This window comes from Paenibacillus sp. FSL L8-0333, from assembly GCF_037965665.1.
Lineage (GTDB): Bacteria > Bacillota > Bacilli > Paenibacillales > Paenibacillaceae > Paenibacillus_AQ > Paenibacillus_AQ odorifer.
Map to the genome: position 1 here is coordinate 1,455,335 of NZ_CP150186.1, position 19,774 is coordinate 1,475,108.

At 44.0% G+C, this 19,774-nt stretch carries 14 protein-coding genes; 11 read left to right on the plus strand and 3 right to left on the minus strand.

Going from position 1 to position 19,774, the window contains the following annotated elements:
- Positions 1–86 precede the first annotated feature (86 nt).
- Positions 87–4,067, plus strand: a complete 3,981-nt coding sequence (locus NYE72_RS06425) for a collagen binding domain-containing protein (protein WP_339211561.1) — start codon at positions 87–89, stop codon at positions 4,065–4,067.
- Between the two features lie 67 nt (positions 4,068–4,134).
- Here NYE72_RS06425 and NYE72_RS06430 read toward each other — a convergent pair whose 3' ends face one another.
- Positions 4,135–5,280 (minus strand): response regulator, encoded by a 1,146-nt coding sequence (locus NYE72_RS06430; protein WP_051491105.1) that lies wholly within the window; start codon positions 5,278–5,280, stop codon positions 4,135–4,137.
- 84 nt (positions 5,281–5,364) lie between these two features.
- Entirely contained in the window at positions 5,365–8,328 is a 2,964-nt protein-coding gene (locus NYE72_RS06435; protein ID WP_339211563.1) for an ATP-binding protein, read from the minus strand.
- A 259-nt stretch (positions 8,329–8,587) separates the two neighbouring features.
- Here NYE72_RS06435 and NYE72_RS06440 point away from each other — a divergent pair, with 259 nt between their 5' ends.
- The 4 genes from NYE72_RS06440 (at position 8,588) to NYE72_RS06455 (ending at position 11,285) form a co-directional block, all read left to right on the plus strand.
- Positions 8,588–9,154, plus strand: coding sequence for an RNA polymerase sigma factor (locus NYE72_RS06440; protein WP_051491104.1), 567 nt, complete (start codon positions 8,588–8,590; stop codon positions 9,152–9,154).
- On the plus strand, positions 9,151–9,603 hold the full coding sequence (locus tag NYE72_RS06445) for a zf-HC2 domain-containing protein (protein WP_038569222.1): 453 nt from the start codon (positions 9,151–9,153) through the stop codon (positions 9,601–9,603). Before NYE72_RS06440 ends, NYE72_RS06445 begins: the two co-directional genes overlap by 4 nt.
- Before the next feature lie 75 nt (positions 9,604–9,678).
- Complete coding sequence (locus NYE72_RS06450) at positions 9,679–10,176, plus strand: hypothetical protein (RefSeq protein WP_036680114.1); 498 nt, start codon at positions 9,679–9,681, stop codon at positions 10,174–10,176.
- A gap of 17 nt (positions 10,177–10,193) precedes the next feature.
- Positions 10,194–11,285 (plus strand): DUF5668 domain-containing protein, encoded by a 1,092-nt coding sequence (locus tag NYE72_RS06455; RefSeq protein ID WP_038569223.1) that lies wholly within the window; start codon positions 10,194–10,196, stop codon positions 11,283–11,285.
- A gap of 75 nt (positions 11,286–11,360) precedes the next feature.
- Here the strand turns inward: NYE72_RS06455 and NYE72_RS06460 are convergent, their stop codons facing one another.
- On the minus strand, positions 11,361–12,341 hold the full coding sequence (locus tag NYE72_RS06460) for an aldo/keto reductase (RefSeq protein WP_339211565.1): 981 nt from the start codon (positions 12,339–12,341) through the stop codon (positions 11,361–11,363).
- 226 nt (positions 12,342–12,567) lie between these two features.
- Between NYE72_RS06460 and leuB the strand changes: the two genes are divergently transcribed.
- The 6 genes from leuB to NYE72_RS06490 all read left to right on the plus strand — a co-directional run bounded on the left by leuB (position 12,568) and on the right by NYE72_RS06490 (position 19,760).
- Positions 12,568–13,650, plus strand: a complete 1,083-nt coding sequence (leuB, locus tag NYE72_RS06465; protein ID WP_036680106.1) for a 3-isopropylmalate dehydrogenase — start codon at positions 12,568–12,570, stop codon at positions 13,648–13,650.
- 171 nt (positions 13,651–13,821) lie between these two features.
- Positions 13,822–14,361 carry a peroxiredoxin gene (locus NYE72_RS06470; protein ID WP_036680102.1) on the plus strand — a complete coding sequence of 180 codons (540 nt, stop codon included), beginning with the start codon at positions 13,822–13,824 and terminating at the stop codon, positions 14,359–14,361.
- A 225-nt stretch (positions 14,362–14,586) separates the two neighbouring features.
- Positions 14,587–14,994 (plus strand): hypothetical protein, encoded by a 408-nt coding sequence (locus NYE72_RS06475; RefSeq protein WP_036680100.1) that lies wholly within the window; start codon positions 14,587–14,589, stop codon positions 14,992–14,994.
- Positions 14,995–15,385: 391 nt separating this feature from the next.
- Positions 15,386–16,489, plus strand: a complete 1,104-nt coding sequence (locus NYE72_RS06480; protein ID WP_036680098.1) for an ATP-binding protein — start codon at positions 15,386–15,388, stop codon at positions 16,487–16,489.
- A 106-nt stretch (positions 16,490–16,595) separates the two neighbouring features.
- Positions 16,596–18,101 carry a leucyl aminopeptidase gene (locus tag NYE72_RS06485; protein WP_339211567.1) on the plus strand — a complete coding sequence of 502 codons (1,506 nt, stop codon included), beginning with the start codon at positions 16,596–16,598 and terminating at the stop codon, positions 18,099–18,101.
- An 82-nt stretch (positions 18,102–18,183) separates the two neighbouring features.
- Positions 18,184–19,760, plus strand: a protein-coding gene (locus NYE72_RS06490; protein WP_339212053.1) for an IS3 family transposase whose coding sequence is annotated in 2 segments (ribosomal slippage) — positions 18,184–18,835 and positions 18,835–19,760 — 1,578 coding nt in all. Because the reading frame shifts where the segments join, the coding sequence is not laid out codon by codon here.
- Positions 19,761–19,774 lie beyond the last annotated feature (14 nt).

Sequence of the window (19,774 nt, forward strand, 5' to 3'; positions counted from 1 at the left end):
TAATGCGGGGGAGTAGAGTACGGGATTCAAAGGATAAAGCTTAGGAAAGCACGATAAACGGAGTGACAAAGGAGGCATTTTTAATAATGTTATCAAAAAAGAAAATTAGCGCATTGCTCGTAGTATTCTTGCTTGTGACGCAATGGGCTTACAGCTTTGGCTTTGGAGTCAATTCGCAGGCATATGCGAGTGGCAACGGTACTGTAATTGGAGATGACCTCATTACTAGTGTTACGCTTGCTGTATACACCGATGATAAATACACAAATACGGTTACAGAAAGCGTATATGAACTTGATTCCTATTCGGAATTGAACTATACATGGTCACTTCCAGATGGGCATGGATATAAGGATGGGTCCACCTATACCTTTGATCTTCCAACACAGTTTGAACTTTATAACGATCTGAATGGTGATCTTATTTTTGACGATGAACCTGTAGGGACTTATACCGTCGACAAAAATACTAACCGCGTTGTATTTACATTTAATGCTTATATCGAAACCCACGATAAAGTGGGAGGGACTTTCTCCGTAAGGTCGCTTTTGAGCTCCAAGAAGATTACTGGCTCCACGAAGCAAACCCTGATTTTCCCGATACAAGGCGGTACTCAGACCATTGAGCTTAATTTTAAGCCGAAGGTTAGCTCTACTATAGAAAAAGACGGTTCGCCTAAGCCGCAGTATTATAACCCAACAAGCATCGCTTGGACGGTTGATGTGAATAAGGCACTGGAAAGCGTAAAAAATGCAGTTGTCACAGACACACTCCCTGCGGGATTATCACTGAATACGGTATCTATTGCTGTTTATGAGCTTGATGTGAAGGTCGATGGGACTGTGAGTCTTGGCAATATAGTGGACAGCAGCAAGTATGATGTGACAGGATCCACTTTGGGAGAGTTAAAGCTGAAATTTGCGGATAACCCGCTTACTAAGGCCTACCGGATTGGCTTTTCTACGGATATTACTGGTACTGGTGTAGATGCGAAAACCTTTTTGAATGAGGCAGTCTTAACAGGAGATAACGGATTTTCTAAAAAGGCTAGCACTACAGTTACAGTAGGACGTGGCAAACCACTATCGAAAGAGTCCACTAAATACGATGCAGCGAATCAGGTGATTTCCTGGGCTGTTAATTTCAATTACAATGAAAAAACAATTTTAGCGGCAAATGCTATTTTGAAGGATACATTCAATAACACCCAAGATCTGATTCTCAGCTCGGTTAAAGTTTATCCTGTAACGATCGACAGTAATGGCAACGGGGTTAAAAGCGCGGAAATCGCTTCAAGCGAATATACAATAACTCCAACAACTGCAACGGGATTAAATGGTTTTGATCTGAAATTTAACAATGATATTAATTCTGCCTACCGTATTGAATATCAGACAAAGGCAAATGGCAGAGTATTTGATGATGGCAAGATTACGAACAAGATTACTTATGATGGAAAAACAGAAACGGGTTACAGTGATATCAAGCAGCAAATTCTCCATAAAAATTATAGCAACGTTAATTATGCGACTAAGACCCTCGATTGGACTATCCAAATTAACGATGACAGCAAGACTATGGAAAATTTAGTGGTGACAGATACTTTTGGCAATGCCGGATTAAAGCTTGTCCCGGGTACATTAAAGGTTCAACCAACTAAAGGTGGAACTGCTACCGTCCATAGTGTTGTTTACAATGCGCATGATCCGGTTGCAGTAAACGATGGATTTGTGATTACTTTTAATGCGCCGATAAATGAGCCTTACACAATTACTTATACAACAAGCTTTAACTATGATTGGCTGGCTCCGGGCAAAACTCAATTCACTAATACAGGTGCACTCGATTGGAAAGAAACGGTTAATGGGGTGAAGGAGTCTAAGCATAAAGAAGCGACCGCAACCTTTAATCCAAGAGATGAGGTTAAAAACAATGGGAAGAAGAGTGGTTCCTACAATGCTGTAACTAAGGAGATCACTTGGAACATTGGGGCTAATTATAATCAGAAAACGTTAAGCCAAGCTCAACTGGTTGATACCATTTCAGCTGGCCAAGTTGTAAATATGGATTCTGTGAAAGTGAATAAATGGGAGTATGGAAAGGATGGAAATCCTTCTCCGCAAGCTAGTGTGAATTCCGCTGATTATAAAGTGGAGCTGGATGGCAGTGAGCTGAAGGTGACATTTAATAAAACGATTAATTATGCGTTCTACGTCACTTTCAAAACAACGTTCGCGGATCAAGCGATTGATTCAAATGAAATTAAAAATACAGCTACGTTATATGACGGTACGAAAGTAGAGTCCGCTAAACTGCAAGCTTCTGTTAATATCCCTCAGGGCGGGGAATACGTTAACAAAGAAGGTGCGCAGGATGGCAATAAAATTCATTGGACAATTTACATCAACCGTAACCAATCTTTTGTAAAAGAAGCGGTAATTACGGATATTCCAAGCGACAATCAAATCCTGCTGTCCAATACATTCCATGTCTACAAAACGAAAGTTGCGAGCAATGGGGATGTAACATCCACCAACCAAGAATTGGTGAGTGGTACAGATTATAAGCTGGAAATCACAACGGATAATGACGGAAAAGAAAGCTTTAAGCTTAGTTTCCTGAAGGATATTTCCGAAGCTTATATTTTAAAATATGATTCCCTGATCACAGCACAGAACAATGATAAAGTAACCAATCAGGTTAGTTTTGATGGTAAAAACATCAAGGTAGTTCCAGGTGTAAGCACCGAGGAAATTATCGTTAAGCTCTCTAGCGGCTCCGGTACAGGAAGCGGCGTAAGAGGACCGTTGACGATTACCAAAGTAGAAGACGGGAATACGAGTAAGGTGTTAAGTGGGGCCGTTTTTGATCTGTATCGCGTAGTTGATGCCGATAAGATCTGGATTAAGGAAGGCACTACGGATACCAACGGGATACTTGAATTTACTAAACTGACAGGTGGGAAATATGTATTAATTGAGAAAACAGCGCCTGCTGGTTATGTTCTTGATCAAACACCACATGAAGTGACTATTTCTTCGACGACAGGGATAAGCCTTGAGGTAAAAAACAAAGTTCCGACACCAACAGCAACGCCTATACCGACCGTAACGCCAGCACCAACGGTAACACCAACGCCAGCGCCAACAGCAACACCAACACCAACGTCGACGCCGACAGCAACGCCAACGTCGACGCCGACAGTAACACCAACGTCGACGCCAACAGTAACACCAACGTCGACGCCAACAGCAACACCAACGTCGACGCCGATAGTAACACCAACGTCGACGCCAACAGCAACACCAACGTCGACGCCAACAGCAACACCAACGTCGACGCCAACAGCAACACCAACGTCGACGCCAACAGCAACACCAACGTCGACGCCGACAGCAACACCAACGTCGACGCCGACAGCAACACCAACGTCGACGCCGACAGCAACACCAACGTCGACGCCAGAGGAACCGACAGGTCCTATCTGGACACCATCACCGACTCCGGAAGTAGTCGTTACTTCTACGCCAACAGCAACACCAGTTGTGGTGGCAACACCTTCACCAACACCGATGGTAACGCCAGTGTCGACAGCAACGCCAACGGTTACGCCCACAGCTACTCCAAGCCAGCCTGTGGCAACTAGTACGCCTGTTGTTCCGCAGGTAACTCCACCTGTGCAGAAAGAGATTACCAATGAAGATGTTCCTATTGAAGGTGAAATTCCACTTGGGGGAGTGCCAAGCCTGGGAGATGAGCCGGGACATGGTAAAGTAATTATTACTAAGGATGGCAAATGGGTCTACACACCTGATCCGGGCTATATTGGTAAAGATAAGTTCACCATTATTGTTACAGATGAGAATGGAAATGAAGAAGAAATCCTTATAGAGATTGATGTGGAGGAAGTACCAAAGGGTACAGTTACTAAGCCAGGAAATAACAGCAATAAACCGACTCAGCTTCCGAAAACGGGAGAAGACAGCGCATTTCCGATCTACTTGGTAGGTGGAAGTCTGGTACTACTAGGGTTTGTATTAACAAGACGATTCAAACGTAATAACTAGGAAGGTAATAATAAAGACACCCGGATAAAACCGGGTGTCTTTATTATGTCTTGATAGGGTATTTAGCTCATCGCACTCTATGGTTAAACTGTTCCCATTGCTCGTACCAGTGCTCAACGCTGGCTGGAAGGCCAAGGTTAAGTTCCTTTTGGAACAAATCCTTGAGCAGCTTGTACTGCTCTTCCACAGCGGAACGTTCTCCAATACTGTCGTAGACCTTCATTAATCCTAAATGCCCTTGTTCAAAATAAGGCTGCAGCTGCACTACTCGTTGATAGACAGTAACGGCTTCGGCAATTCTGTTGCTTTCTATATAAAATTGGGCAATGCCCATTGCATGGTGCAGCCAAATGGTACGAAGGCGTTGCCGCTCACTTTCGGCCCATAAATAATCATAATCGTCAAAGTAATCTCCAGAATAAAGCTCGAATAAAACTTGATGCTCCGCACAATTAACTTCACTAATGGTTTCCAGAGCCAGAATCCCCTGTTCCCACTTATCTACATCGATCAACATTGATCCGGTTTCAAGGGTATAGCCTTCCCCCCCGCTAAGGTTGCTGATATGCAGGTCGACTTCATTCTGCTTTAAGCATTGCCGGACTTGATAAATTGTTGTATAGAGATGGGTAGAAGCCTTTTTCAGATTAAAGTCAGGCCACAGCAGTTCAATCAGCATGTCTTTACTTACAAAGCGGTTGCGATTATGGAGCAAAAAAGCAAATAACTCTTGGGCCTTAGAGGTTCTCCAACGCAGATTATTCAGAGATTGTCCACCTCGTTCAAAACGAAGCGATTGAAGACAACGAATGGTTACCTCTTCTGTTGCAATGATGAGTTTTGGGGCAAGTGACAATCTTTCTTCTAACCGTTGGACGGCCTTCAGTAGTCGGTCATTTCGCACAGGCTTCAAAATATAATCGAGCGCATTGATCTCAAAGGCTTCCACAGCATAATGGTTATACGCGGTAACAAAGATAATATTTGCGTTTGGACAGGTCTCTTGGAGCATCTCGGCAGCTTGAAGACCATTAATTTCAGGCATTTCAATATCAATAAAAATAACGTCAGGATGATAAGACGGAGCCTCTTGAATGGCCTGCGAGGGGTCCGTATAGGAAGCGGCTATATGTATGGATGGTATTTTTTTTAACATAAACTCTAATTTCACAAGGGCAAGCCGTTCATCGTCAACTAATATTGCCTGAATCATTATTAATCACCACTCAGATATAGTATTTTAGCCAAAAATACGTCGAATCCTTACTTGATATTTGGGTTCACAATAGTTTGTCTGTTAATCAGAAAGTTTTCGAATCGGATTTTTTTTGTCAGAAGGAATAATAAAACTCACAGAAGTTCCTTTCCCTTCGGAGCTTTTAATCTGCAGCCCTTTTCCGTAGACCCGCAACAGCCGTTTATGTGTATTTAAAAATCCGATTCCTCGTACATCATTAGACGGATTGCTGAGCAACTGCTGGAGTTGTTCGTTTTTCATGCCTTGGCCATTGTCTGATATCGTGATTTCAATATCGCCAGCTTGTTCCTTGATGGTTATGGACACCGTTCCTCCTTGGGAGCGACTCAAAATACCGTGCCGGACAGCATTTTCAACCAGTGGCTGTATAGTCAGAGGCGGCAGCTGAAAATGCAAGCTTTCCTCATAATCCCAATGAATGGTCATCCTATCTTCAAAGCGCTCCTTCTCTATGTAGAGGTAGGCATGAACAAGCTCAAGCTCTCGTTCAATCGGTATCATAGGCTCAGCATTCAGGAAATTGAAGCTTAAACGCAAATAAGAGCTGAAGGCATCCACAAGGTGACTCATTCTATTAATATCAAAAGAGGCCAGCGCGGATATTGAATTTAATGTGTTGAACAAGAAATGTGGTTGTATTTGCGCTTGAAGATAGGCAGCTTCCACACGAAGCCGTTCGTTTACGGACTGTTTTAGATCTGTTAAGGAGCGTACACGGGCCTTCAGCTCTATTGCATTCATAGGCTTCATTACATAGTCATTTGCACCTGAAATGAATCCGGTATAAATATCTTCTGGTTGGTTTCGTGCCGTCAGAAGCAAAATGGGAAGCTCAGCAATGGTGTAACGTTCACGAATTCTATGCGCCAGTTCATACCCGGACATTTGTGGCATCATTACATCTGTAATAATTAAATCCCACTGAGCGGTATCCAGCAATAGTAAAGCATCGTTTCCGCTGGTCACCGTAACGATTTCATAGTCCTTGATGGAAAGTACGTTGGTAAGTATTTTTAGATTAACCGGATCATCATCTACAGCCAGAAGCTTGGGTCTCCTGCCATGGGCTGATGAAACGATACCCGGCGCGGTTAATTTGGATAAAGTGATCATAGATGGCGTGTCCGAGAATTCAGTCATAGAGGGCAGTTCTGAATTCAATACCCGGCTGGTTGAATCGTATAACGGCATTGTGAATGTGAAGGTAGTACCTTCTCCAAGTGTAGAGACTACACTTATTTTCCCGCCGTGAAGTTCAACTAACTGCTTGCTGGTGCTTAATCCAAGCCCGATGCCACCGCTAACTTCGTTCATGCTGGAGTCGCCCTGTTCATAGGGCTGGAAAGCTCTGAGCAACGTCTCCTCGTTCATGCCAAGACCAGTATCCGTAATATGAATCTGCGCCGATTTTTTATGAATATCTGCATGGATTCTTATCGTGCCTACAGTCGTATATTTAACAGCATTTTGAAGCAGATTGAACAAGATCTGAATGAGTCTTTTTTCATCAGCCACAATAGAAGGGAATGAATCTGGTATTTCTGAGATTAAGGTTAAAGATTTCCCTTCTGTTAAGAATTTGAACATATCAAGCACACCCACTGCGAAGGATTGAATCTTAAGTTCTCTGAGCTGCAATTGTATATTGCTTTCACGGAGCTGGGATTGATCCAGCAGATCGTCTACCAGAAGGGACATACGTCTTCCAACGGTAATGAGCAGTTTTAAATTCTCAGCATTTTGATGCGTTACAGTGTCACGCTCGCTGTCCAGAACAGTTTCGGCAATGTTAATGATACTGTACAGCGGATTTTTTAATTCATGTGAGGTGTTAGCCAAAAAAACATCCTTTTGCGTAACACTTCTCTGCAGGCTGTGCGCCAGTTTTTCTGTCTCCTTAGTATTCCAGTGATATCGCTTAAATCCAAAAGTCGCAAAGCACAAAAAGGCGATAATTAGATCAAAAGGATAATAGGTAACGTTGACCCAGTTATAATTCTTGAACATTCCCCAAAGTGTGCTGTTAACGATGGCAAGCATGGATAACAACAGGAAAATAGAGCCTTCGTAATTTTTAACAATAGATCTCAGAAAAAGAATTACGACACCTAATGCTAAAACTAATAAATTTATGCCGAAAATCAGTGTGTGAAATTCATAATAGTGAACAACGGGTCCAAATAATATGAACAGGATGTCTACTATGGACAGGATGGTTAGGATACGAATACTTTTTATTTTTAAATCCGCGAACAAAAGATGTTTGCTTGTCTGCAGGATAAAAATAAATACAGCAATATAAGAGATAAAAAATAGTTTGAAATTCCATTGATAGTTCAAGGGAAGTACGTGCAATAAAAGCCTGTCATCATCTATAAGTACAGTAGTTATAGCGGATATTACCAGCAGAAAAAAATAGATCAACATCTTTTGCCGCAGCCCAATTATATATAAAATAACAGCATATACAGCGTGCAGCAGCAGTACAACACATAATAGCAACTGTAGGCTAATAGAGAGCAGTCTTTCCTGTGTTAAAGCTTTTTCGCTGCCAAATACAATCGTTTTAGAAATGCCTCCCGTTTGGGAAAAGGAATAGTTGGCTACATGGATCACAATTTCAAGTTCACTTTTATCGGTTGTAAAGGATACTGAATAAGGCAGTATGTATGGGATATAGTGCTCTTTACTCTCAGCAGGAGTGCCAGAGCTGCCCAGCTGTTCACCATTGATATACACTTCTGAAGAAGAGCGAGCTCCGGAAATGAGAAGACTATAAGATTGCTTCTTATTATTATCTGTAAGCACACGTAGTCGATAGGAGCCGTAGCCATAAGCCGATTTATCACTATCGCTATCGCTAAGTGCATCTTTCCAGTTCCCCGGGACTTGTATATATTTTGTAGGAGCAGAAGTTAGAGATTGTTCGTTGAATGAAGGAAGCAGCATACCCGGGTAGAACTCCCACTGCCCATTTAAAATAAGAAGTTTGTCCGGATTCAAATTTTGATCCCGTAAATCCAACACCCCATTGATCAATGGTGGTTGTGTGGTGTGTGGAGAAATCATTACCCATAGGATACGAAATCCAGTGAGTATAATAAGAAACAATGCGATAATTAAGAAGAGTTTTCTTTTAGTCATAGTAGTTAAACATTATTCGACAACAAACTATATATTCCTCTCTTCGGCCTATTTCAAAAAATTCAAAAAAATTTATGCATAGGTTGCAGGGGGGAAGGATTGTCTGGCGTCTAACGTTATGAAGGTGAAGGAGGGGAGAAAGCTGGAAGAGGCAGAATGGATTGCTGCTGTGCTGAACGGTCAACATCAAGCCTTTGGGCATTTGGTGACACGTTACCAAGGCATGGTATACAGAGTATGCGTCAAAATCACAGGGGAAGCCGAATCGGCCAAAGATATGGCCCAGGAGGTTTTTATAAAAGCATATAAAGCGCTCCCCTCTTTCAGAGGACAGTCCTCCTTCTCGACATGGCTGTATCGGATTGCCTACCGCACCTGTCTGGACTGGAAACGGGCCAACGATAGGGAGTGGAAGTACCGAAGTGCAGCTGATTACACAGAAAATGATTGGGTAACGTCTCAAACTCCGGAGCATGAGGTACTTGAGCAGGAAACATCAGCTGAATTAGGAGAGAATGTGAACAGTCTGGCGGAACCGTACCGGTCGGTCGTCCAGCTGTACTATTTTCAGCGGAATTCCTACCAAGAGATTGCAGAGCAAAAGGGAGTTTCCGTGAAAACAATCGAATCGCAGCTTTATCGAGCCAGACAGATGATGCGTAAACAAAGGGAGGAATGGCGATGAATTGTGCAATAGTGAAGGAATGGATGCCACATTATATAGACGGCCTACTGTCTCCAGAGATGGAGCTGAGTATCCGATTGCACATAGAGTCATGTCCTGATTGCGCAGAGTGGCTGGAGGAAGCCAAAGCAATGTCGGAGTTGTGGTCGGAAATGGATGCTGACAGAGAACAGCTGCAGGCGCAGATGGACTTCCCGGATCTCGCAGCAGATGTTATGACACATATTGAGCAGCTCGAAACAGGGCGCAGATCACGAGCGACTAAGGCGACAAATGTAAGACGTCGTTCTGCCCCAAAAACCTCATGGATTCATTATGGAGTGGCTGCTTGCCTCAGTTTGTTATTGTTGCAGTTTGGGGTATTTGAGAATTTGGCCTATGGCATTACCGAAATAAACGGCCATATGTCGAATTCAGTAACCCAGTGGTTTGGTGGCTTTGGGAGATAGAAATAAAATAATTGACCATTAATAGATGTTTAAATTGGCTAAAGTTTTGCTACCCAAATTTTAGGAGGATATATTATGATTAAGAAGAGACGTTGGCTCACTTTTATGCTGGCTATGGTACCTGGAGTAGGTCATTTGTACTTAGGCTTTAAAAAGCAGGGTTTACAGTTTATGATCGGGGCGTCCTTATGTATAATGTTTATTCCGTCCGAGCCCTTGATCTTCCCGTTTGCCCTGGCGGCGCTGTGGTTTTATCAATTGTTTGATGCCCTGCAGAAGGCGGCTTGGATGAAAATAACTGCTGCTGAACACGAACGAATGATGTTTCATCCAGACAGCTTCGGAGCCCCTTGGACCATGGGTATGTCCTCTATGCCTGGATATCCGCATGAAGAGATCAATCCAGCTTGGGTGGGAATCGGCTGTGTTGTTGCTGGATTCCTCATGTTGGTAATCACAGCTTTCCCTACCCTTTGGGATATGCTGACTGAGATCAACATCGGCACGATCTTATTATCAGTGGGTCTGATTGCGTACGGACTAAAGATGTTAAGGAACAATACGAGAGCATAAGAAACGGGGATTTAACTATGGGGAGATGGAAAATAGGAAGTTTCACAGCAGCCTTGGGCTGCATTGCCCTTGGTGTCATTATCGTGATGGCTCAGTATGATATGATCAGCTATGAGGTGCTTGGTTTTTTATGGCCAGCGTTGTTGGTCTTATTCGGACTTGAGATGTTGATAAGACTTTTTATCAAATCCGATGTCAAAAGCCGTGTAAGCGGCTGGGCCATCCTGTTAATTATTGTACTGATCGGAGCAAGTGGTGCTCAGACAGTAATGGCGGGAGGTTCACTCAGCAATCTGATCGGTAATACACATCTAACTCCGCTTAGTGGGAATGTGGAAGTGAAAGAGAATATTACGACGCTCAAAATCGTACTTCCGAGTGGAAAAGTAAAGGTTGAGGGTGTAGCTGGAAGCTCTTTGGATTATGAGGGAAGTTTACTGCTGCCTGGAAAATCGCAAAGTGATGCTGAAAGTGCACTGGAAAAGAAATGGAAGGTTAGTACTGAAGGAGATACACTGATTATGGAGCTTGATTCCGATCATAATTGGTTCTCTAACATTCAGTTTGGATTCAATACCAAAAGTCCTTATCTAAATGTAAGTGCACCCAATAACCTTGCTGTTGAGGTTGAGACAAGTGATGGCTCTATAGAAGCCTGGAATCTAAAGTCAGGTATAGAGGTTGAGACAAGTAATGGTGCATTAAATATTCATGATATTGTCGGCGAAGTGGATGCGCATACCAGCAATGGGTCACTATCCGTACAGAATATCCAAGGTGAAGTTGAACTCGTGAGCTCTAATGGAGCCATAGTATTGGATAACATTGATGGGGCGTTGTCAGCCAAGAGCAGCAACGGCAAAATTACTATAAACTCAGCAGTGACCGGAAACTGGAAGTGTACATCCAGTAACGGAAAGATTATAGTGGGCTTGCCGGCCGTGTCGGATGCGAAGATTATTGCAGATACAAGCAATGGCTCGCTGAAGGGGAATGTACCCTGGGATCGGGACGGCGATAGCTATGGTACCGCTGTGCTTGGTAAAGCCACTTATACTGTGGACTTAAGCACGAGTAATGGAAGTGTGACCGTGGACACAGCTGAATAAGAATGAATAAAAGGGAGCTGGGGCTTCAGCGTATTGATTCTGCTGAGGCCTCAGCTCCTTTGTGATAGAACTTACCTACCAAGCATACGCTTTAGGGGCTTCACCGCCGGGTCCAGGGAATATTTCATCTAGTCGTTTAAGCACAGCTTCATCTAGCACAATCTCAAGACTGCGCAGCGCACTCTCAAATTGCTCCAGGGTGCGGGGGCCGATAATTGGAGCAGTTACAGCAGGATTAGCCAGTAACCAAGCAAGAGCGACATTATCCTGTGGTTCTCCCAGCTCCATACATAAGCTGGCAAAAACCTCAAGCTGGCTCTTGTGCTGCTCTACACGATCTGCATTTCCGCCACTTCGGCTGCCCTCTATTTTTTTGAGTGCATTTCTTCCGAGAAGACCTCCATCGAGTGGGCTCCAAGGAATAATACCTAGCCCCAGATGGCGAGCGGCTGGCAAAACTTCAAGTTCAGGAAGCCGACAGGTCAGGCTGTATTTATGCTGCTCTGAGACTAGTCCAAGAAAACCACGAGCCTTAGCTTCTTGTTGAGCTATGGCGATATCCCAGCCTGCAAAGTTACTGGAACCGACATAACCAATCTTGCCTTGACTCACAGCCAGCTCGAAAGCCCCCCAGAGCTCTTCCCAGGACGTACTGCGGTCTATATGATGCATCTGGTACAATTCAATATGATCGGTCTGAAGACGCTGCAGGGACCCTTCAAGATGGCGGCGAATGATATATGAGGATAATCTTTCTTCATCATTAGGACCATCAAGTTTATCATTCATGGCTCCATAAACTTTGGTGGCTAGTACAACCTTTTCCCGCCGCCCGCCGCCTTGCTTAAACCAGCGTCCAATAATGGTTTCAGTCAGGCCAGAATTTTCACCCCAGCCGTAAATGTTAGCGGTATCAAAAAAATTAACACCTGCATCCAGTGCAGCGTCCATGATGCGGAAGGCTTCTTTTTCATCCGTCTGTGGGCCAAAATTCATCGTTCCTAGACATAGGCGACTGACCTTCATGCCGGATTTGCCAAGCTTTGTATAATGCACTTCGCATTCACTCCTTTGATAGATGACTTCATATTAATTGTAAACATCTTCAGAACTAAGAGCAAATGTGCTCAGCATTGACGGTGGTGGTCTGATCCTCTCTATTTATAGGCTATACCTATCAGCTCAATAGAATCTATATCTTTGTCCTTTACGACTGGGTATGATACAACAATATAAAGAAGAACTATGTCTGTTAGAGCAGAAAACTTGAGGAGTGACTGAGATGAGTGAAGTTAAAAAAATCGCCGTAATCGCAGGGGACGGTATTGGACCAGAAGTTGTAGCAGAAGCGGAAAAAGTATTAAAAGTAACAGAAGAAGTATTCGGTTATGCTTTTGAAACAGAGCACGCATTATTTGGCGGTATCGCAATAGACGAGAAGGGCACTCCGCTGCCGGAAGATACCCTTGAAATCTGTCGTAGCGCAGATGCTGTGTTATTGGGTGCTGTTGGTGGACCAAAATGGGATAATAATCCAAAGGAGCTTCGTCCCGAAACCGGACTGCTTGGAATTCGCAAAGCACTGGGGTTGTTCTCCAACCTGCGTCCAGCTGTCGTATTTGACTGTCTTAAGGATGCTTCGACTTTGAAGCCTGAAGTCCTGGAAGGCACAGATCTTATGGTAGTTCGCGAACTGACTGGCGGGATTTACTTCGGAGATAAATTGCGCCGTCAAGGAGAACATGGTGAAGAAGCTGTGGACACCTGTGTGTATAACGTAATGGAAGTAGAACGAATTGTCCGCCAAGCTTTTGAGATTGCCGGCAAGCGCCGTAATAAACTGGCGAGTGTTGATAAAGCGAATGTACTTGAAACTTCACGTTTGTGGCGTGAGGTTGTGAATAAGATTGCTCCAGAATATCCGGAGGTAGAGGTAGAGCATGTACTGGTTGATAACTGCGCAATGCAGCTGCTGCGCCGTCCATCTAGCTTTGACGTTATCGTTACTGAGAACATGTTTGGTGATATCTTGAGCGACGAGGCTGCTATGCTGACAGGTTCTATCGGTATGCTTGCTTCAGCTTCGATGGGTGACGGCAACTATGGTCTCTACGAGCCCGTTCACGGCTCTGCTCCTGATATTGCCGGACAAGGGCTTGCGAACCCGATCGCAACAATCTTGTCGCTGGCCCTGATGTTCCGCTTAACCTTTGGTTATGAGGATGCTGCTGCTGCAATCGAAGCGGCAGTTGCTGCAGTATTGGATGCAGGACACCGTACAAGTGATATCGCCGTGGATAAGAGCAAAGCGATCAGTACAACTGAAATGGGCGACCTGATTGTTGCAGCAATCCGCAAAGCCTAATACTTTATTTATAATAATTATAAATAAATAATTGATCTAATCTTGACTTTGATTTTGTGCGATGATACCATTTGTTAAGTAGACAAGATATTGTCTATTTCAGCATTTTTCAGTATATTGAGAGATACAAATGGTATTTTTTCTTACATAATCAGAGGGAGGATTCTAGCAATGGCGGAACGTTTAGTAGGTAGACCGGCTCCCGATTTTACTATGGAAACCGTATCAGGTGATGGTAAGGATTTTGGTAAAGTAAGCTTGTCTGATTATCGTGGCAAATGGCTTGTATTCTTCTTCTATCCGCTTGATTTCACATTTGTATGTCCAACTGAAATCACAGCTCTCAGTGACGCAGCAGCACAGTTTGAAGCACTTGATACAGCGATTCTCGGCGCAAGCATCGATTCGATCCACAGCCACAAAGCTTGGATTAATACCCCTAAGGATTCCAACGGCCTGGGTCGTTTGAATTTCCCGCTTGCAGCTGATATTACGAAACAAGTCTCTAAAGACTATGGCATTCTGATTGAAGAAGAAGGTATCGCATTGCGTGGCTTGTTCATTATCGATCCTGAAGGCGAATTGAAATATCAAGTCGTTAACCACAATGATGTAGGCCGCAGTGTGGAAGAAACTCTTCGTGTTCTGCAAGCCTTGCAATCTGGTGGTTTATGCCCAATGAACTGGAAGCCGGGCGATAAGAATCTGTAAATTTTAGACCGTTATCATAGTGATCTTTGATATTCTGATTTCTACCTCCTTGCAGAAAATTTTCTGTAAGGGGGTTTTTTGCACCAAAAGATCTTGTATATCTAAATAGATTTGAAAATAGGCGCGAAAAGTTATATTATGTCCTCGAGTGGAGGAATCTCCATTGGGGTAATGTAATACAATAATAAACAATCAAAGGGTTATTTCTAAGGAGGGCGAACAAATATGAGCTTTTGCTGTGGAGCGAGTATGGTAGGAACAAAGGGGACCCTAAAACATTATCGCACGCAAGTCCATAATGTTCCCCTGCTTTTTTGTCCGGTATGTCATCGTGTGGAGGTTCACTACAAGGTCGAGAATGAATATGAGATCTTAGCGGAATATGCACATGGAGATGGTGTTACCGACGTGGACTTTCAGGACTATGTCATGGAAGACGAAACTGCAATTTTCGAGAACGTCATTAACGTCGAGAGTGAAGATCCTCTAGCCGTTGTACGCAATCAAATCGATATGGCGCTTGATCTGCTAGCTGTAGCCAAACAGATCGAGGATACCAAGTGGGAACGGGAATTGAAAAAAAGGTTAGCTGTGATGAGTCAGCGCCGTCTACGCCTGCAACAAAAGGCATAAGTTTATTACTAATTTTTTTGGCATGCCCCATTTTTCCATGTAAGCCTCCGCAATCGCGGGGGCTTTTTAGCTTTTTATAATCCTTTTTAGTTTTTCGTGATCCTTTTTAGATTTTTTTAAATCATTTAGGCGAATAAATAGCGATAAATATAATTTGATGTGATGTTTCATATGTCTTTGGAATCATTTTATGAATTTTTTTACCATTCGACAGTTTCTCCGATTGCGTTGTCTAGTTCTCTTGGATATGATTGGAATATAATTGAACCGGTTGGAAAAAGTGCAACGATTACCGAATGTTCTGGCGGCTTCGTCATACACTCAAATACATAGTAATTTGATGTCGCTTAAGCGTCTTCGTCAAATGCAGTAAAAGGGGGAACTTCGTATCGTGATTAGCCAATATCAAGAAAGTCTTCTATTACCGGGAAGAACCTATCAAACTGGACCTGTGGATACTACATACGAGGATGTTCTAGAGAATATTGACAGCGGAATCATGCTTTTTGATGAAGAGGGAGTTATAAGTTTTGTAAATAAGCAAATGTACGGGATGCTTGAACTTACCCGTCACTCTCTTGTGGGCTGCACATTTTCCCATCTGCTGTCTAATGTTCGACTGAGCCGTTCCAAGAAAAAACAAGTACTGCAGAGCTACAGAGAGATGGTATACAAAGGAAAATCAAATTATGAGTTTCTAGACGAGTATGGCCGTTACTGGAAGGTTACTTTATGCTGCGGAGAGCAAATGAAAGGCTGTTATTTGTTCACTGTCAAGGAAATCTCGGATTATAAGTTAATCGAACAAACGGCTTACCAGAACGATAGCTTAGCTATGCTAGGCAAATTATCCGCATCTATTGCCCATGAAATCCGGAATCCGTTGACCGCGATCCGGGGATTTATTCAACTGCTTCATCCATACTTGCACCAACTGGGGAAAGAGGAATATGCCAAGATTATATTGGCCGAGATCGATCGTGCGAACGATATAATCCATGAATTTCTGTCCTCCTCTAAGCCGTCAGTTCCGCAGGTGGGGATGATACCCGTGTCGGCATTGCTCAAGGAGGTTGTTCTCCTTACAGAGAGCGAAGCTTTAATGAAAGGCTGCCAGATCAATCTTCATCCTCTTCAAGAGGACATGGTGATTTCTGGCGATGTCAAACAGATGAAGCAAGTCGTGCTTAATATGATTAGAAATGCAATGGAGGCTGTAGCGGATCGAGAAGATGATTCGATGGGGAAAATCGAGGTTGGTGCCCGCAGAGAAGGCTCTGAGGTCCGTATGTTCATATCTGACAACGGTAAAGGAATGGATATTCGTACACTGGACAGGTTATTTAATCCTTTCTTTACTACCAAAGAGAATGGTACAGGATTGGGTCTTTCCGTAAGTGACCGCATCATCAAAAATCATGGCGGATGCATTTCTGTTAGCAGCAGAGTTAACGAGGGTACTCATTTTGTGATCTCTTTGCCATTAATCCATTAGAATAAGTAATAAGAGGCTGATCCCTGCGGATAATACAGATGCGGAGATCAGCCTTTGTTATGTTACAATGGGTGTTGGTTTTGGGAAACAAATGGAGGTAATCACAATGAATATAGAATACAACAGTGGTGTTGCCAACAATGTGCAGGGTGATGCCCTTATCCTTATTATTTCTGAGTCTGAGGTCGAGAATGGAGGCTTTTCCGAGGGCTGGGATGACAGAATTCGCCTATTGGGAAAGGCAGGTCTATTTAAAGGCAAGCTTAATCAGACTTATGTACTACCTGCTGAGAATTCATCTGGTTGTCCTGTTGTTATTTTAGTTGGCAGGGGGGACCAACTTCTCACGACTGAGGATCTAAGGCAAATGGGGGCTCAGACAGCCCGTGCAGCGCTTCGTTTGAAGGCGCTCAAGCTGGTATTTGAAGTACCGGACACCTTACAGGAGCTTACCGTAGAGAAGGATGTGACTTCTATTGCTTATGCGCTGACGGAGGGGCTAATGCTAGGTTCCTATCGTCGGGCTACCTATAAGCAGGTGCAGTCTTTTTATACAGGCCCAACAGCAGTTGTTTTCACTATAAAAGAGAAATTAGAGGGTAATGCCGGACGGGATTGGACTCAAGGCATTCAGAAGGGGCTAGCTTTCGGTGAGGCCACGAATTTGGCGCGGAGCTTGACCAACATGCCTGGTAATCTATTGACCCCCTCAGACCTTGCTGTGGCCGCTATAGAGGTTGCTGAGCGATATGGCTTTCCTTCTGAGGTGCTGGATGAACGGGAAATTGAGCAAAAAGGAATGGGCGGATTGCTCGCAGTCGGAAAAGGAAGTGTAAACCCTCCGCGAATGATCGTCATCCGTTATCAGGGGACAGGGAATTGGGATAACGTAGTGGGGCTTGTAGGGAAGGGAGTTACCTTTGACACCGGCGGGATCTCCTTAAAAAGAGCACCAGGTATGGAAGAGCTGATTAGTGATATGGGCGGGGCAGCGGCTGTACTCGGAGTAATGGAGGCGCTTGGCCGCTTACGTCCACGAATTAATGTCGTTATGGTTATTCCATCTGCGGAGAATATGCCATCGGCCAATGCTTTTAAGCCTGGAGATGTTATTACCTCCATGAGCGGACGAACGATAGAAGTGTTGAATACCGACGCTGAAGGCAGAATTGTCCTGGGAGATGCGCTGACTTATGCTCGGGAATGGGGAGCGAAACGTATTATCGATGTAGCTACACTGACAGGCGCTGTGTTGTCCACTTTGGGAGATTTAGCAACAGGTGCTGTAACTAATGATGAAGCGTTTCTGGAGCGATTTCTGGCCGCTTCAAGCTATTCAGGGGAAAAGGTCTGGCAGCTTCCGGCATACCCGGAATTTCGTGAGATGCTAAAGAGCGAGGTTGCCGATATCCGTAACACTGCTGGAAGATATGGTGGAGCCACTACAGGCGGATTATTTGTAGGTGAGTTTGCTGAGGGCTTGCCATGGATTCATCTAGATATTGCTGGCACTGCATATGTATCTAAAGAACGTGGAGTTAATCCTAAGGGAGCAACAGGTGTCATGGTTCGTTCTATCATTCAGTGGCTGCTGAGCGAAAGCGAGATCTAAACATCCGGGGAGCTGTCCGTTCTAAACAACAAGGTGATATGCTCCCCATATAGTAGACAGGTGAAATAATAAAAACCTGTCGCTGTATGGGGAGCATTTTTATGGAACAAAAGAGTATACAGCACTGGAAAAGTTAACGATTCTCCAAGAAATTGAACGGGGCGACATTGGTTTGAAAGCTGCGGCCCGGAAGTATGGAATATCCAAAAACTCTATAGTGAAGTGGCGGCAACGTTATCAATTGTATGGATACGAAGGGCTGGAAGTCCGAAGCTACAATCGTACGTATTCTGCAGAACTTAAACTCTATGCCGTTAAGGATTATCTCGAGGGAGGATTGTCGCAAAACCAAATCATCTGCAAGTATAAGATTGCAAGTGCAACCCAACTCGCCAACTGGATTAGGAAGTATAATGGTCATAGCAACAGCTTAACAGCTCATTCAGGAGGAACTAAAGCTATGACCAAAGGACGCGTAACCACTTGGCAGGAACGGATAAATATCGTGCTGTACTGCCTTTCGAACGGAGAAGACTATGCGAAGGCGGCAAGCCATTTTCACGTGTCTTACCAACAAGTATATAGCTGGGTAAAGAAGTACGAAGCAGGTGGTGAAGAGGCATTACGAGACGGTAGAGGACGCACCAAAGCGCCTGAAGAACTTACGGAAGCAGATCGCCACAAACTCGCGATGCAAAAGCTGGAATACGAGAATGCACGCCTGCGTGCGGAGAATGCTTTTCTAAAAAAGTTAGAGGAACTCGAAAAGAGGAGGCGTTAAGAACCATTCGCCAGGTGAATATCTACCTGGCCATTCAGGCTGTTCAGCAGGAACAGTCTTGCTCCATTCGGCTTTTGTGTGACATCGCAGGGATTTCACGGTCAAGTTATTACAAATGGTTGAATCGCAAACCCAGTTTTCGAGAGGCTGACAACGAGAAACTGACAGAGGCCATGCTCCTCTTGTATGAGAAGGTGGAACGAACCTTTGGGTATCGCCAATTGACCCTGCATTTGCGCAGACAAATGGATAAATCTATTAACGCAAAGCGAGTGTACCGGCTGATGAGATGCCAAGGTATCCAGTCAGTCATCCGCAGAAAGAGAAAGAAGTATGTAGGCTCCACGCCTCAGCAGGTTGCAGAGAATGTGCTGAACCGTAATTTTGAGGCTGAAGCTCCAAACCAAAAATGGGTAACGGATGTAACGGAATTCAAATACGGCAACGGCAAGAAGGCGTATTTAAGTGCAATAAAAGATCTGTATGACAAGTCCATTGTTGCTTACGTTCTGGGTCATTCCAATAATAATTCGCTAGTTTTTAACACACTGGAATTAGCTTTGCAGGCAGCACCGGAGAGCCGAACCTTACTCCATAGCGACCGTGGTTTCCAGTATACCTCTCTGCATTTTAAGAAGATGCTGGACGATGCAGAACTGAAGCAAAGCATGTCCCGAGTAGGCTGCTGCATTGACAATTCGCCGATGGAATCCTTCTGGGGAACATTGAAATGTGAGAAGTACTACTTACATACCTACCAGACCTTTGAAGAACTCCAAACAGATATTGATACCTACATTCACTTTTATAATAACGAACGGTTACAGGCAAAACTAAACGGCCTCAGTCCCATTGAATTTAGGACTAAGGCCGCTTAAACTACTTTTATTTT